13 protein-coding genes and 1 pseudogene are annotated in these 16,362 nt (G+C 32.8%); 10 read left to right on the top strand and 4 right to left on the bottom strand.

Annotated features, from left to right (window positions below; genetic code table 11):
* The first annotated feature begins 45 nt into the window (after positions 1 to 45).
* Together ACF91D_RS25865 and ACF91D_RS25860 are read left to right on the top strand one after the other, a co-directional pair.
* Positions 46 to 792: pseudogene (locus tag ACF91D_RS25865) on the top strand (esterase family protein).
* A gap of 85 nt (positions 793 to 877) precedes the next feature.
* Entirely contained in the window at positions 878 to 1,387 is a 510-nt protein-coding gene (locus ACF91D_RS25860; protein WP_042739829.1) for a YjcG family protein, read from the top strand.
* Positions 1,388 to 1,718: 331 nt separating this feature from the next.
* Here the strand turns inward: ACF91D_RS25860 and ltaA are convergent, their stop codons facing one another.
* Positions 1,719 to 2,912 carry a lipoteichoic acid biosynthesis MFS flippase LtaA gene (ltaA, locus tag ACF91D_RS25855; RefSeq protein ID WP_232161309.1) on the bottom strand — a complete coding sequence of 398 codons (1,194 nt, stop codon included), beginning with the start codon at positions 2,910 to 2,912 and terminating at the stop codon, positions 1,719 to 1,721.
* Complete coding sequence (locus ACF91D_RS25850; protein WP_042739831.1) at positions 2,890 to 4,065, bottom strand: diglucosyl diacylglycerol synthase; 1,176 nt, start codon at positions 4,063 to 4,065, stop codon at positions 2,890 to 2,892. Before ACF91D_RS25850 ends, ltaA begins: the two co-directional genes overlap by 23 nt.
* Before the next feature lie 431 nt (positions 4,066 to 4,496).
* Between ACF91D_RS25850 and ACF91D_RS25845 the strand changes: the two genes are divergently transcribed.
* From ACF91D_RS25845 to ACF91D_RS25815, 7 genes are all read left to right on the top strand, one after another.
* A complete protein-coding gene (locus ACF91D_RS25845; protein ID WP_107527679.1) occupies positions 4,497 to 5,981 on the top strand; it encodes a UDP-N-acetylmuramoyl-L-alanyl-D-glutamate--L-lysine ligase in 1,485 nt (494 codons plus the stop codon).
* On the top strand, positions 5,971 to 6,210 hold the full coding sequence (locus tag ACF91D_RS25840) for a YueH family protein (protein WP_107512852.1): 240 nt from the start codon (positions 5,971 to 5,973) through the stop codon (positions 6,208 to 6,210). Before ACF91D_RS25845 ends, ACF91D_RS25840 begins: the two co-directional genes overlap by 11 nt.
* Before the next feature lie 12 nt (positions 6,211 to 6,222).
* Positions 6,223 to 7,785, top strand: coding sequence for a peptide chain release factor 3 (locus ACF91D_RS25835; RefSeq protein WP_107512851.1), 1,563 nt, complete (start codon positions 6,223 to 6,225; stop codon positions 7,783 to 7,785).
* 467 nt (positions 7,786 to 8,252) lie between these two features.
* A complete protein-coding gene (locus tag ACF91D_RS25830; RefSeq protein WP_042739835.1) occupies positions 8,253 to 9,047 on the top strand; it encodes a TerC family protein in 795 nt (264 codons plus the stop codon).
* Positions 9,048 to 9,565: 518 nt separating this feature from the next.
* Entirely contained in the window at positions 9,566 to 11,485 is a 1,920-nt protein-coding gene (locus tag ACF91D_RS25825) for a S1C family serine protease (protein WP_257044419.1), read from the top strand.
* An 18-nt stretch (positions 11,486 to 11,503) separates the two neighbouring features.
* Positions 11,504 to 12,862 carry a TrkH family potassium uptake protein gene (locus ACF91D_RS25820; protein WP_107591465.1) on the top strand — a complete coding sequence of 453 codons (1,359 nt, stop codon included), beginning with the start codon at positions 11,504 to 11,506 and terminating at the stop codon, positions 12,860 to 12,862.
* Between the two features lie 196 nt (positions 12,863 to 13,058).
* The gene (locus tag ACF91D_RS25815) at positions 13,059 to 14,567 is read left to right on the top strand and encodes a bifunctional metallophosphatase/5'-nucleotidase (protein WP_042739838.1); all 1,509 of its coding nucleotides are present in this window, start codon (positions 13,059 to 13,061) and stop codon (positions 14,565 to 14,567) included.
* A 104-nt stretch (positions 14,568 to 14,671) separates the two neighbouring features.
* On the opposite strand, the gene ACF91D_RS25810 is transcribed toward ACF91D_RS25815, so the two are convergent.
* Both ACF91D_RS25810 and ACF91D_RS25805 read right to left on the bottom strand, forming a co-directional pair.
* Complete coding sequence (locus ACF91D_RS25810; RefSeq protein ID WP_107527790.1) at positions 14,672 to 15,274, bottom strand: CPBP family glutamic-type intramembrane protease; 603 nt, start codon at positions 15,272 to 15,274, stop codon at positions 14,672 to 14,674.
* 5 nt (positions 15,275 to 15,279) lie between these two features.
* A complete protein-coding gene (locus ACF91D_RS25805) occupies positions 15,280 to 15,465 on the bottom strand; it encodes a YkvS family protein (protein ID WP_042739840.1) in 186 nt (61 codons plus the stop codon).
* 199 nt (positions 15,466 to 15,664) lie between these two features.
* Between ACF91D_RS25805 and lplA the strand changes: the two genes are divergently transcribed.
* The coding region (gene lplA / locus ACF91D_RS25800) for a lipoate--protein ligase (protein WP_392437955.1) at positions 15,665 to 16,362 on the top strand (698 nt) is incomplete at its 3' end.

Raw genomic sequence — 16,362 nt, 5'->3', positions numbered from 1 at the left:
TCTCTTGGTACAATGTCATTAAGACAACTAGGGGGCGCTTAATTTATGTATGAATTTCAACCGGGAAACATTAATAAAATAGAATTTCCAAGTGAAATATTAGAAAGAGATGTCACGTTATCGATTTATTTACCTAAGGACTTTACTGAACTTTTTAAATATAAGGTTGTATTTTGTTTTGATGGTTTGGACTTTTTTAGTTTTGGTAGAATCCATCGAACATATGAGCAATTATGAGCAAAAAATAAAGTTGAACGTGCTATATTTGTTGGTTTTCATTATGAAGATGTGGACAAACGCCGTGCTGAATTTCATCCACAAGGTGCTAGGACGCCGTTAACTGTGAAAGCTGTAGCAAATGAGATATTGCCATTTATAGATCGAACATTTCCGACATTTAAAGTGGGTAACAGTCGCATATTATTAGGCGATAGTTTAGCTGGAAGTGTCGCATTGATGACTGCATTATCGTATCCTAGGGTATTTAGTCAAGTAGGTATGTTAAGTCCGCAACATGATGAGGTTATAACTACAATGTTTGACCGTTGTCAATTTCAAGAACAGCTTACTATATGGCACATTGTAGGGCTTGAGGAAGATGATTTTGAATTACCAACAACTGGTAAGCGAGCTGATTTTTTAACGCCGAACCGTGAATTAAATCAACTTATTGCAACATCTGGTGTTACATATCATTATTTCGAATTCGATGGCGGCCATAGATGGAAATCGTGGAAGCATTACTTAGACGATTTACTAATTTATTTTTTATCAGATAATATTTCTTTTTAATTATCTGAAGTAAATTTAGTTTAAAGTAACGAATTTTTAGAAAATTTGATATAATGAAAGTATGTTAAACAAAGGAGGAATTTAAATGATTTTAGGATTGGCATTAATTCCGTCGAAAGCATTTCAAGATGAGGTAAATGCATATCGTAAACGTTATGATAACCATTATGCGACAATTATGCCGCATATTACGATTAAGGGGCAATTTGAAATAGACGATAGTGAATTAGAGTCTGTAAAGGATGTCATTAAATCTAGACTTGAAGGTATTCCAGCTGTAGAGGTACATGCTACAAAGGCATCTAGTTTTGCTCCTACAACGAATGTCATTTATTTTAAAGTACAAAAAACAGAAGCGCTTGAAAAATTATTCAATCAGTTTAATAAAGGCGATTTTTATGGTGTAGCAGATCATCCATTTGTGCCTCACTTTACGATTGCTCAAGGACTTACAAGCCAAGAATTTGAAGATATTTACGGTCAATTAAAACTTGCGGGAATTGATTATAAAGAAACGATTGAACAACTTTCTTTAGTTTATTATGAGGAAAAAGAAGAAAAATGGAAGTTACTAGAAAGCTTTAATTTAGCTTAAGCTAAAGCCCATTAATTGTTAATCAACGTTTACTTGTTATATTTAGGAATTAAAAGTAGTACCAGTTAAAATATTATGGTACTCAATAACTGATGGTCTCTATTGTTATATAGATAGGGGCCATCTTTTTTTGATTTTACTCAATAATTAAAATCAAAATATTGAAAGTAGATGTATAATCCATTTTCAAAAATTAGATTTTCCAAGTAAATATAATTAATAAATGGAGCGAATAACAATATTCAAGTTATTAATATAAAAAATAGAGTTAATCCGCAATATGCGAACTAACTCTTATGTGGAAAATGGATTGTGATAATCCATTTTATATTTAATAACGCTGTGCTTTTCTAGCTTTAATAAAGTAAACACCATAGAATATGGCTAGGAATAAAAAGACGAATGCTGAGAAATAAAATGTGTTATTAACAGATTTAGTGAATTCTGTAATCAATCCACCGACAATCGGACCAATCATAGAGCCGAAACCTTGAATACTATTAAATACACCCCATGTTTCCTCTTGTTCTTCTTGATGAATGTGACTTGCCATAAATGTATTCCAAGCTGGTAACAACAAACCATACATTAAACCAATAAATACTGCTAAAATCCATACAAGGTAAATATTTGTAATTAAAGATAGTGTAAATATCATCAATGTATAAAGTAAAAATCCACCAAAGATCATGCTATACATAAATTTGTGTCCATTATTATCAATAATCTTTGATAAAAACAACATTGAAAATGCACAAGCAATACCACCAAAGACGATAGCTAAAGTATATTCAACAGTAGAAACGCCTACCACCTTTGTTGCATATGTAGGTAAGATTGGTACTAACGCCGTTATTGACGCACCTTGTAATAAAATACCAGGAAATAGTAGTAAATGTCTCTTGGTTACATTTACGATTTGACCAACTTGTTGCTTTACAGGACGCGTATTATAGTTTGTTAATCTGATTTTTACAAAATAATATAGAATCCAAGCGATTAATACGACAAATGACATTAAAAAGGCAAATTGTGTAGGGTGGAATTTAAATATAATATTCATTCCAACCATTCCGACAAGTAAACCTAATAACCATGAAAAGTACACATATCCCATCTGTTTACCGCGATGGTTCTCATCTACACTAGCCAACATAATCACCCAGATTGGACTGACCGCAATACCGAGTAAAACAGCACTAAGTATTAATACAATTGGGGCAGTAGGGAACCATATAACTAAGAATAAGCTAACAAAGGCTAATAAAAAGCCTAGTGTTAATACGAGCTTTGAACCTAAACGTTTTAAGAGAAATCCTATCACAAAATTGGTTGCAGCATCAGCAATAAAATGAATAGAAATAGCAGTAGATGTTATACCTACCGCTATTGACGTTGCTGTTGGTAACAGCGATAGGTAACTTAACACGTACATACCTCTCGCAAATTCCATCAAAAATAGAATGATTAACATAATTATGAAATTTTTAGAAATGCCATTTTTATTTAACGAAGAGCTTTGCATATAAAGGAACCTTTCCGTAAACATCCTCATAACGAGATGAATGGTCAATTAAGTCTAATAAATCTATACATAATTTATACGTAGAATAAGGTATACGTGAATCATTCATTGCTTGCGACATTGAAGCTAAAGCTGTAGGTGTATTAGTTAAAGCTGCAACTTGTTTAATCGCTTCTTCGGGCGTATCTGCAATGCGGCCGTATCCCTTTTGCTCAAAGTAGAGTGCATTCTCTAGTTCTTGACCTGGTGCTGGATTTAAGAAAATCATTGGAATTTGTCGTGTTAGTGCTTCAGAAATCGTAATGCCACCTGGCTTAGTAATCATAAGTTGACTCGAAGCCATCCATTCATTCATATGTTTGGTATAACCAAGAATTAAAACATTATCATAATCTTTAAATATTGCTGATAATGAACGTTTAAGTTCTTTACTCTTACCACAAATCATCACGACTTGTGAATGAGGACTGCTTTCAAGTATTTCTTGAATCATTTGATCAAAACCTTTAGATACACCAAATGCACCTGCCGACATTAAGATTGTTGGTTTATCTGGATCTAAGTTGTTCTGACGTAACCAAGTTGCTTTATCAATATCTTGTTCAAATTTATCTGAAATCGGAATACCTGTAACTTTAATTTGTTCTCTTGGAACACCAATATCCATAAATTCACTCTTCAACTCATCTGTTGCTACGTAGTATCTTTGTGAATGTGGGGTAATCCAGTTCTTCTGTAAGCGATAGTCAGTCATAACAGTTGCGATAGGAATATTCATATCGAATTGTTCTGTGAGTACTGACATGACGGGTGTAGGAAAAGTTAATAAGATTAAATCAGGTTTTTCCTTTAATAACAGGTTAATCAATTTATTTAGTCCATAATACTTATAGAAACATTTATCTATTTGGTCTGGGCGACTATAGTAAAATGCCTTGTACATTTTTCTGAAATATTTAAAGCTATTAATGTACCATTTCTTACATATAGAAGTCAGAATTGGGTGAGCTTCTAAAAATAAATCGTGTTCAATAACAGTTAAATTGTCTAGATTCATTTCATTAAATTGATTTACGACACTTTGCGTCACCTGTAAATGACCATTACCAAATGAGCCAGTAATAATCAATATTTTTTTATTTTGAGTAACCATTAATAGCCACCCTCCAATAGTATAATTTATCTCATGCTAAGTTTAACGCATTTTTTTATCATGCGAAAGAAAAAACACAATAATTAAAGATTATATCATTTTACTTTATGATATGAAATAATTCATACTGAATCATGAGTTTATATAGCATAGAAATTATATTGTTTTATACATTACCCATACCACTAAAGTGAGATTATATGCCATGTATATGTGGAATTAAGAAATATTATAAGAAAAATTAACATGGATAACATACAAAGTTAATATTATTAGTATATCGTACAAATTCAATCTATAGAAACAATTGAAAATTGTGAACGATAATTATTAGCATTATATTTTAACTTTAAGAGAGTAACTATTAGATTCTATAAAATAAAACGAAAATGTGTATAATAGTAGTATTGGAAATAAAGGAGCGATTAAAGTTGGACGCGAATGTGTTATTTGAAAAAATTAAAGTAAAACAAGTCAAAGGAACATTAAATAGAGCGGTAGATGATATTACTACAGATTCAAGAACTGCAACAACAGGTAGTATATTTGTAGCTTCCAAAGGTTATACAGTCGATAGTCATAAATTTTGTCAAGATGTTGTTGATAATGGTTGCCAAATTGTTGTGGTAAATAGAACTTTAGATTTATCAGGTGATGTAACACAAGTGATAGTTCCAGATACGTTGAGAGTTGCAAGTTTATTGGTTAATTTATTGTATCAATATCCAAGTAAGCAACTTGTTACCTATGGCGTGACGGGTACAAATGGTAAGACTTCTATAGCAACAATGATTCATCATATTTATAGAAAGCTTGGAAAAAACAGTGCTTATTTAGGTACCAATGGCTTTCAAATTAATGAAGACAAAACGAAAGGTGCAAATACGACTCCCGAAACTGTTGCACTAACAAAAAAGATAAACGAAGCGGTTGAAAAAAGTGCTGAAGCAATGACTTTAGAAGTTTCAAGTCATGGATTATCACTTGGACGTTTAAGTGGTGTAGATTTTGATGTTGCTATCTTTTCAAATTTAACACAAGATCATTTAGACTTTCACGGTACGATGGAAGCATATGGTCACGCTAAATCTTTATTATTTAGTCAATTAGGTGAGGATTTATCCAGAGAAAAATTTGCAATCTTGAATAATGATGATACATTCTCAGATTATTTGAGAACTGTAACACCATTTGAAACATTTACTTATGGTATTGAAAATAATGCACAGTTTAAAGCACAAAATATTATCGAATCATTACAAGGTGTGACTTTTGACTTTGTAACACCTGAGGGAACTAAAGTTGTAAAATCGCCATATGTGGGTCGCTTTAATGTTTCAAATATTATGGCTGCAATTATCGCTGTATGGAGTAAAGGTATTGCGATGCAAGACATTATTGAAGCAGTTGAAAATTTAGAACCTGTTGAAGGTCGTTTAGAAGTTCTAGATCCAGAACTACCAATTGATTTAATCATTGATTATGCACATACAGCTGATGGTATGGATAAATTAATTGATGCTGTTAAACCATTTGCTAAGCAAAGATTAATCTTTTTATGTGGCATGGCCGGTGAACGAGATATGACAAAGACACCAGAAATGGGCCGTGTTGCTTGCCGTGCTGATTATGTCATCTTCACACCGGATAATCCCGCAAACGATGACCCTAAAAAATTAACCGCTGAGTTAGCAAAGGGCGCAACACACAATAATTATATTGAATTTGAAGACAGAGCAGAAGGTATTCGACATGCGATTGAAATTGCAGAACCAGGTGACACAGTAGTACTAGCATCTAAAGGGCGTGAACCATATCAAATTATGCCTGGACATGTGAAAGTACCACATCGTGATGATTTAATTGGTTTAGAAGCAGCGTATAAAAAATTTGGTGGTGGACCTGTTGAAGGTTAAAAATATACAATATAATGACATAAAATCACATGTCTATATATATGATAATAAAGTCGGGCAATGTTATATGATTGCGTTGCCTGATTTAAATTGGTCTCTAGAGTTAGATATGTCTTTAAATGAGGATGAATTAAAGGAAGAAATTGTGATACACTTATTTACGTTATTAGATGAGGAGACGGCGAGTCGTATTGCTGATGACCTTATTCAATGGATAATTGAGAATTAAAGGAGATTATAAATGAGTATTAAGGAAGAAGTTGAATCAAGAAAAACCTTTGCAATCATTTCTCATCCAGATGCTGGTAAAACAACGTTGACTGAGAAATTATTGTTATTCGGTGGCGCGATTAGAGAAGCTGGAACAGTTAAAGGTAAAAAAAGTGGGAAGTTTGCAACAAGTGACTGGATGAAAGTAGAGCAAGAACGTGGAATTTCGGTAACTAGTTCAGTAATGCAATTTGACTATGATCATTACAAGATTAATATCTTAGATACACCTGGTCACGAAGATTTTTCAGAAGATACGTACAGAACACTTATGGCAGTAGATAGCGCAGTCATGGTAATTGACTGTGCGAAAGGGATTGAGCCACAAACGCTAAAGTTATTTAAAGTTTGTAAAATGCGTGGTATTCCTATTTTTACTTTTATCAATAAATTAGACCGTGTCGGTAAAGAACCATTTGAATTACTAGACGAAATTGAATCTACATTAAATATTGAAACATATCCAATGAATTGGCCTGTGGGAATGGGGCAAAATTTCTTTGGTATTATCGATCGCGAATCACGTACAATTGAACCATTTAGAGATGAAGAAAATATTTTACATTTAAATGATGATTATGAATTAGAAGAAGCACATTCAATTACTCAAGATAGTGCCTTCGAACAAGCGATTGAAGAGTTGATGTTAGTCGAAGAAGCAGGAGAAACATTTGATAATGAAGCATTATTAAAAGGAGACTTAACACCGGTATTCTTTGGCTCAGCTTTGGCTAATTTCGGTGTTCAAAATTTCTTGAATGCTTATGTAGATCATGCACCTATGCCAAATGCACGTCAAACAAACGAAGATGTTGAAGTAAGTCCATTTGATAAAGATTTTGCAGGATTTATCTTCAAAATCCAAGCTAATATGGATCCAAAACACCGTGATAGAATTGCGTTTATGCGAGTAGTGAGTGGTGCGTTTGAACGTGGTATGGATGTTACATTACAGAGAACGAAGAAAAAACAAAAGATAACGCGTTCAACTTCATTTATGGCTGATGATAAAGAAACAGTAAACCATGCTGTCGCAGGAGATATTATCGGTTTGTATGATACTGGTAACTACCAAATCGGAGATACTATTGTGGGCGGCAATCAAAAATTCAGTTTCCAAGACTTACCACAATTTACACCTGAATTATTTATGAAAGTTTCGGCGAAAAATGTCATGAAGCAGAAGCACTTCCATAAGGGAATTGAGCAGTTAGTTCAAGAAGGTGCGATACAATACTATAAAGCATTACACACTAATCAAATTATTATAGGTGCTGTTGGTCAATTGCAATTTGAAGTTTTCGAACATCGATTGAAGAATGAATATAATGTTGATGTTGTAATGGAACCAGTTGGTCAGAAGATTGCACGTTGGATTGAAAATGAAGATGCCATCAAAGATAATATGAGTACTTCTCGTTCAATTTTAGTAAAAGACATTTATGATAATTTTGTATTTTTATTTGAAAATGAATTTGCAACTAGATGGTTTGAAGAAAAGTTCCCAGATGTAAAATTATATAGTTTGTTATAATTCTAAAATTTGTGTATAATACGTTTATCAATAGAATACCTATGACTTTGTGGTCAGAGGGGAGTAACTCAACTGTTATATTTAAACAGCTTAATTAATGATATTTCGTCTATTATTGGTGAATATTGTTAACCTGTTTATAAATAGAGTCATCTTATCGTCATTACGAAGATGATTGGTTTAGCATTGAACCATAACTCATTCAGTTATTGGTATAGTGTCGTAGATATATGTTATGGATAAATGAGCATGTATCATATAAACGACTGTATAATGTTAAGTCAGTTTAATTTTCCGGTAAGGTGGGCAACAGCTGTTGTCGAGTGAGACCTTTGCTATAAGTGAAATCGTTTTTATTTATTGTGCTATTTTTTAATTTAAAATAAACAATTAATATCTTTGGATTTGCACTGACTTAGCTTAGGTCTCTATTTTTATGCTTAAATTTAAAAGGGAGTTGTACAAAGATGGATGCGAGTTTGATTTTACAATATTCGTGGGTATTAATCGTGTTAGTCTTCTTAGAAGGCTTGCTGGCTGCGGATAATGCCGTAGTTATGGCTGTGATGGTAAAGCATTTACCGCCTGAACAAAGAAAGAAAGCATTATTTTATGGTTTATTAGGTGCATTGATTTTCCGTTTTATTTCATTATTCTTAATCAGTATTATTGCACACTTCTGGTGGATACAAGCACTAGGCGCAATTTACTTAATCTACATGTCAATTAAGAATTTAGTCGCCTTCTTTAAAGCTAAAGATAGCCACGAACAAGAAGGTGGCGACGATCACCATTATGATGAAGATGGTGAGGAAAAGAAAGCCAGTCCAAAGGAATTCTGGGGTACAGTACTTAAAGTTGAATTTGCTGATATTGCCTTTGCGATTGATTCGATGTTAGCAGCCCTTGCAATTGCTGTTACATTACCAAAGGTTGGTATTCATTTTGGTGGGCTTGATTTAGGTCAATTCATCGTTATGTTCTTAGGTGGTATGATCGGTGTTGTAATAATGAGATTTGCAGCATCATGGTTTGTTAACTTGTTGAATAAATATCCTGGTTTAGAAGGTGCTGCCTTTGCCATCGTAGGCTGGGTAGGTATTAAATTAGTTATCATGGTCTTATCACATCCTGATATAAAAATCTTGCCAGAAGAGTTTCCACATACAGCATTATGGCAATCTATTTTCTGGAGTGTCATGATTCTATTGGTAATTATCGGTTGGTTAACTTCATTAAGAAAAAACAAAAAAAATAACTAATATAATAATGGTGGATATAGAGTATCGCACTAGTAAAGTGTCAACCCAAGAGATGTATTCTTTTGGGTTGTTTTTTTATTAATAACTAGTTTGTTGGGAAACTTAAGACAATATTCTGTAATAATCATCATATACTTTGTATAGAGGTCTCTAAATTTTACATGTTCTACATAGGTGTTTCTCAATAATATACAATCGATACAATTTATGACAAATCCACAAGAATATAGTCATGAGTTTTATAAATAGAATTCACAATGTTAAATTTATCTATAGTTGGAGTATCCAGGATAAAGTTTTATAAAAATAATACATAATTAGATGAACAAAGTGGTAATCATGTAGGGTATAGAAATTAACGTTATTTTTAAAATTATGTTCACTTAGTTAGAAAATTATGCCGAAAGTGATTATAATCAAATTAAATCTACTTTTATAAAACAAAATAAAGAAGAAATATTAATTTTAATATGGCATAATAGAAAGATAAGGTATATGTAGTTTTAGGGGGAATTATGATGGCGAACAATAAAAAACATGTCATCCCAAGAGCCAAATATGGTCGGAAAAGAAGGGAATACTTTCACAATGAAGAGCGGGAACAACGTCTTCAACAAGAACGGCAAGAGCAAAAGGAACAGGCAGCGAAGGAACAAAAGCTTGCCAAAAATAATGAAGAGCGCGTGAAAGATAATTTAAGGAAAGCAAGAATTGAGAAGTTAACTCAAGAAGAAATTCAGCAACAACAAGCAATAGCAGCTGCTAAGCAGAATGAAACTCAAGCTGACGCAAAGGATATAGATATGCCTTCAAAGCAGGAAGAAGATGCAAAAAATAAATCTTCTGAGCAACTAGAGTCAGAGTCTAAAGCGCAGTCTTCAAATGAGAAACAGCAGAAATTAAGAACTGATAAAAATATTCATGACGGAAAGACGAATAAAAATCCTAAAGAAGAAAAATTAATTTCAAATGGAAATCAACAATCACATCATTCTAAAGCACAAGATAATGATGCAGAGCGTGATGGTAAAGAAAAGGATCAACCAGAGACAACTGTACATGATACAACAACAGATAAAACAACAGATAAAACAACAGATGATACAACAACAGATAATAAAAAAGAAAGTGCAGCTATTGCTACAGATAAACAGCAAGATTACTTCTATTCGGAAGAAGCACAAAAACATCGCGTGAATAAATATGTTGATGATGAGAAAGACTATCGTTACAATTCTGCTCAAAATACATCACAAAGAGATGAAGGCAAACAACATCAGAATGCGTCAACAAAGATTAAACATTTCTTTAAAACATATTGGGCTCAAATATTAATTGTAGTTGCAGTTATACTTGTACTTACATTAATAAATGCAATATTCTATAATGTTGATCAAAGCGGTAAGACGAAAGATAGTATATTCCAAAGTAATAAAGATGATAATAAAGCTTATACAGCAACAATGAAAAATGCCAATAATGCAATTCATTCGGTAGTAACAGTAGATAACGATACATCAAGTGGAAACTCATCTGCAGATAAGGAAACACAGGAAGCGGATAAACAAAATGAACTTGGTTCAGGTGTCGTCTACAAAAAAGTGGACGACTCTATTTATGTTTTAACCAATGCGCATGTTGTTGGTAATAAAAAAGAGCAAAAAATTACATATGGTAATGATAAGATTACAATTGGTAAAGTAATCGGTTCTGATAAATTTTCAGATATTGCAGTAATCAAAGCAAAAGTGAAGGGTAATCAAGATGTAAAACCGATGAAATTGGGTGATTCAAGTACACTTGTACTAGGTGAACCTATTATTGTTGTCGGCAATCCACTGGGAAATGACTTTAAAGGTAGTGTATCTGATGGTATTATATCCGGGTTAAATAGACATGTTCCGGTAGATATTGATAAAGACGATCAATATGACGTGCTGATGAATGCATTTCAAATGGACGCTCCGGTTAACCCTGGTAATTCAGGTGGGGCTGTTATTGATAGAAATGGGAAACTTGTTGGTATTGCATCGTTAAAAATAGATATGGATAATGTGGAAGGTATGGCCTTTGCAATTCCAATTAATGATGCACAATCTATCGCAAAGCAATTGGAAACTAAAGGTAAGGTGAACTATCCAAATACGGGTGTTAAAATAGTAAATGTTGCAGATCTTGATGATGCTGCTCGTTCTACAATAAACTTGCCAAATGATGTAAATAAGGGTATAGTCGTAGCCGATATTAAAAAAGATTCTCTTGGTGATAAATCTGGCTTGCAAAAAAATGATGTCATAGTAGAATTAGATGGTAAAGATGTTGAAGATAATCTAAGATATAGACAAATCATTTTTGCGCATAAAGATGATTTAAAGACATTGCCAGCAAAAGTATATAGAGATGGTAAGGTTAAAGATATCAACATTAAATTGAAATAACGTTGGGGTGAATATAGATTGTCCATTTTCAATCAATTATTAAAGAAATCTAGCCCACAACAAGGGATTGTATTATATTATCTTGTTGCGATTATCGTAGCGTTCTTATTGCTTAATTTGCCATTTGTTCATAAACCGGGCGTACATGTCGACCCGGTTGATTCTTTATTTGTGGCCGTATCGGGCGTTAGTGTTACAGGGCTTACACCAATCAATATTGCTGATACATATAGTACATTTGGACAAATCATCATTATGATTATATTAAATATTGGTGGTATTGGTGTCATGGCAATTGGTACAATGCTATGGGTTGTGTTGGGCAAACATATTGGTATGCGCGAGCGTAGATTAATCATGTTAGATAATAATAAAGATACAATGAGTGGTACGGTTAAGCTGATTTTAGAAATTGTGAAAACAATCTTAATGATTGAGCTTATTGGTGCAGCATTGTTAACTTTTTATTTTTATCGAGATACACCTGATTTACAATATGCCATCATGCAAGGTGTGTTTGTTGCTGTTTCAGCAACTACTAATGGCGGATTAGATATTACGGGTCAATCTTTGATTCCTTATGCTAGTGATTACTTTGTACAAACTATAGTGATGTTTTTAATTGTATTGGGTTCTATAGGTTTTCCTGTGTTATTAGAAGTTAAAGCATATATAAAAAACAGAATTCCAAACTTTAGATTTTCACTTTTTGCAAAGATAACAACAGTTACTTATTTGGCATTATTTGTCTTTGGAACGATTATTATCTTGTTATTAGAACATAATCATTCATTTAATCATATGTCATGGCATAAGTCATTATTCTACGCACTGTTTCAATCTGCATCCACAAGAAGTGCAGGTTTGCAAACTATAGATGTCAGTCAATTTGGTGAAGGTACGAACGTAATTATGAGTATTCTAATGTTTATTGGTTCTTCTCCAAGTTCAGTAGGTGGGGGAATAAGAACCACAACATTTGCGATATTGATACTATTTTTACTTAACTTTAGTAATACTGCGGAACGTACATCAATAAAAGCATTTAATAGAGAGATTCATGCTACAGATGTTCAACGATCATTTGCAGTTTTTACAATGGCTTCAATATTAACCTTTACGAGCATGATTGTTATACTTGTAGTGGAAAATGGAAAACTAAGTTTTTTACAAGCATTCTTTGAGGTCATGTCAGCCTTTGGTACTTGTGGTTTATCATTAGGAATAACTGGTGATGTGAGTAGTACGACGAAGCTGATATTAATGTTATTGATGTTTATCGGTCGTGTCGGTTTGATAAGCTTCATCATTATGATTGGTGGCCGAAGAGAACCCGATAAATTCCATTATCCAAAGGAACGCGTTCAAATCGGATAGATACGTTAATTTATATTCAGTTTAAATATTGATAGGATAGGCATGACGGTATTAGAATTATTTCTAATGAAAACGTTGTGTCTATCTTTTTTATTGCTTAAAATAATAAGCATATTAGAAAATTTTTATTAGTATTGTAATTAGTGTCAACAAAAAATATATCATGTTAAACTGTTGTTAATGAGGAGAGAGGCTTATGAAACAAAGTGAAAAAATAGCGATTGATGTTATCACAACTTCAGATATGCACAGTCATTTCCTTAATGGCGATAATGGCTCGAATATCTATCGAGCTGGCACATATGTAAATAAAGTAAGAAATGAAAACAAGCATGTTATTTTATTAGATAGTGGCGGCAGTTTGGCAGGATCATTAGGTGCATTTTATTATGCTTTGGTAGCCCCTTATAAAAGGCATCCAATGATTAAATTGATGAATGCAATGCAGTATGATGCGAGTGGGATTAGTCCCAATGAATTCAAATTTGGACTGTCCTTTTTCTCGAGATCTATTGCGTTGTCTAGATTTCCATGGTTATCAGCAAATATCGAATATCAACAAACACGCGAGCCATATTTTTCAACCCCTTATACAATTAAACAAATAGAAGGGGTTAAGATAGCCATAGTCGGTTTAACTTCAGACGGATTGATGGAACGTGAGCATTTTGAAATGGAAGAAGATGTTCAGATAGAGAAAACATTACTTTCATCTAAACGCTGGATTCGTTATATTCATGAGACAGAAATGCCAGACTTTCTTATTGTTATTTATCATGGAGGCTTGAATCAATTGAATAAGTCCGGTAAAGAACGCGAAGAAAAGGTAAATGAAGCGGAAAAAATCATGCAAACGCTTGGTGTTATTGATTTACTTATTACAGGGCACCAACATCAAACCTTTATAGGTAGAGATGATCAAACACTTTATGTACAAGCAGGACAAAATGCAGAGCAATTAATTCATGTGAATATTAATTTTAAAAAGCGCACAAGTTCGTATGAATTGGAAAATGTTGACTCACATATTGTCGATTTAAATGAGTACGAAGAAGATGAACATTTATTGCATTTAACACATTATGACCGTAAAGCTGTTGAATATTGGTCAACAGAGACGCTAACCAATCAAGGGGTAAATGTCACTGTTGATGGTTTGGCCGATGTTATATGTAAACCGCACAAATTTACGCAACTGCTACATGATAGTATTAGATTGAAATATAATTATGATATTTCCTGTGTTCATTTACCTACAAATGGAGAAAGTGGCTTAACAGAAAGTGTGACAAATGGCTCCTTGTATTATGCATATCCTCACCCAGATGTACCGGTAGATTTAACATTAAAAGGTCAGCATATTAAAGATATACTTGAATATGGATATTCACATATTGAATTTAGCGATGGAAAATTGAGCCTGACAATAATTGATGAAACGCTTTGTACTTTTTGGCAAGGTGTAGATTATACTATAGATATGAACGCAAAACCTTTTGATAGAGTTACGTTAAATAATATTAAATTGGATCATGTCTATAGAGTAAGTATGACAGATTATTGTTATAGAAATTACCGCCAATATTTAGAAAATGCCGTTATACATGATACAGGCGATGTTACTATGTTTGAGTTAATATCAAAAAACTTAAAAGATGAAACATATACCATTAAACAACAGCAAACCTTTAATGTCCTCACATAACGAAAGCAGCTAGGCATTGAGTAGAATAAAATGTTTGAGAATATACAAAAAAGCAGGTTACTATGCATTAGAGCGGTAACCTGCTTTTTAGCTTAATTATTAAACTATGCGTGGAATAATAGAAGAATTACAACAGCAACAATTTGAGCTACTACAGACGTTGCAATTCTTCGTGTATAAAGATAACTTATTGAAAGAACGATTTGAACTAAGAATACGAAAAATACAATCCACATCTTATCTAGATAGAAAAATAATGAAGCCGAACATAATGCCGAAATAATTACGCCTATCCAGCCTGGGATATTTAATTTAAGTAATTCCTTTTGCAAAACCGTTCTCATATAAAGTTCATGACACGGTATAACAAAAACTAATGTTACTAACATTTGCCATTTAAAATATACACCAGTTCTTGTCAATTCTTTAATTAATTCTGAGTATTTCAAATCAGCAACCATTGCCGATGTAATAAGCTGTATGAGAATGAGAACCATACCAACTAATATCCCTATACCTAGTGATGTAAGGAGGCGCTTGGATTCAATATCTCTTTGGTAAAAAACATAACTTATGCCTGCAATTAACATAATGCCTGTGTACAGATACCAATATACTTGTTTTTCACCCCACATAACATACAAGATGGCGTGAAAGATAATAAAGCTTATTACAAACCATATTAAAGCTTTTGACATTTTATTCATTGAGCTTAACCTTCTTGTTCAACGATTTTGTATCGTTTATGATTAATGACAGTCTTCTCTGGCAAGTCTAGATCATTGAAGTTCTCCATAATTGTTAGATCAACAATTACTGAATTATCATTAATTTTTTCTACGCGGCCTTTTAATCCGTCATAAAATTCTACTATATTTCCAACTTCTGCAACAGTCATCTTTAATCCTCCCTAGAAATGCTAACTAGATAGTATTATACAAAAAAATCATCTACAAATAAACAAAAAACCATTAAATTGCATGTTCATAAAGTGATTTTAAATTTATTTGAAATTTTGGAGTGAATGATTGGCATTTTAAGTGAAAATGTAGCATAAATATTATAAGGGCGTATTTATGGGAAAAGGAGTGGAACAAATGAAATTTATTAGCAACAATGACATCACAGATCCAACACTTAATTTAGCAATGGAAGAGTATGTTTTGAAACATATGCCCAATGATGATAGCTATTTTTTATTTTATGTAAATAGACCATCTATTATAATTGGTAAAAATCAAAATACAATCGAAGAGGTCAATCAACCATACATTGATGAACATGGTATAGATGTGGTGCGACGAATTTCTGGTGGGGGCGCTGTATATCATGATACGGGCAATTTAAACTTTAGTTTTATCACAGATGATGATGGCAATAGTTTCCATAATTTTAAAAAATTCACAGAACCAATTGTTGAAGCCTTAAAAAGTTTAGGCGTTGATGCTGAACTTAGTGGAAGAAATGATATACAAGTAGGGAATGCAAAAATTTCGGGAAATGCAATGGTCAAAGTGAAAGAACGTATGTTTAGTCATGGTACACTTATTTTAAATAGTGAACTGGATGAAGTACAAAATGCCTTAAGAGTAAACCCAGCAAAAATCAAGTCTAAAGGAATTAAATCTGTCCGCAGTAGAGTAGCTAATATTGTTGAATTTTTAGATGAACCTATTGATATTGATACCTTCAAAGAAATTATTTTAAAAACAATTTTCGGTGAAACAAATCAAGTTGAAGAATATAAACTAACTGATGAAGATTGGGCGAATATTGAACAATTAAGCAATGAAAA

This window comes from Staphylococcus sp. 231237_7MaSpsaltlick (genome assembly GCF_043107035.1).
This window is presented reverse-complemented; position numbering and strand designations above follow the sequence as displayed.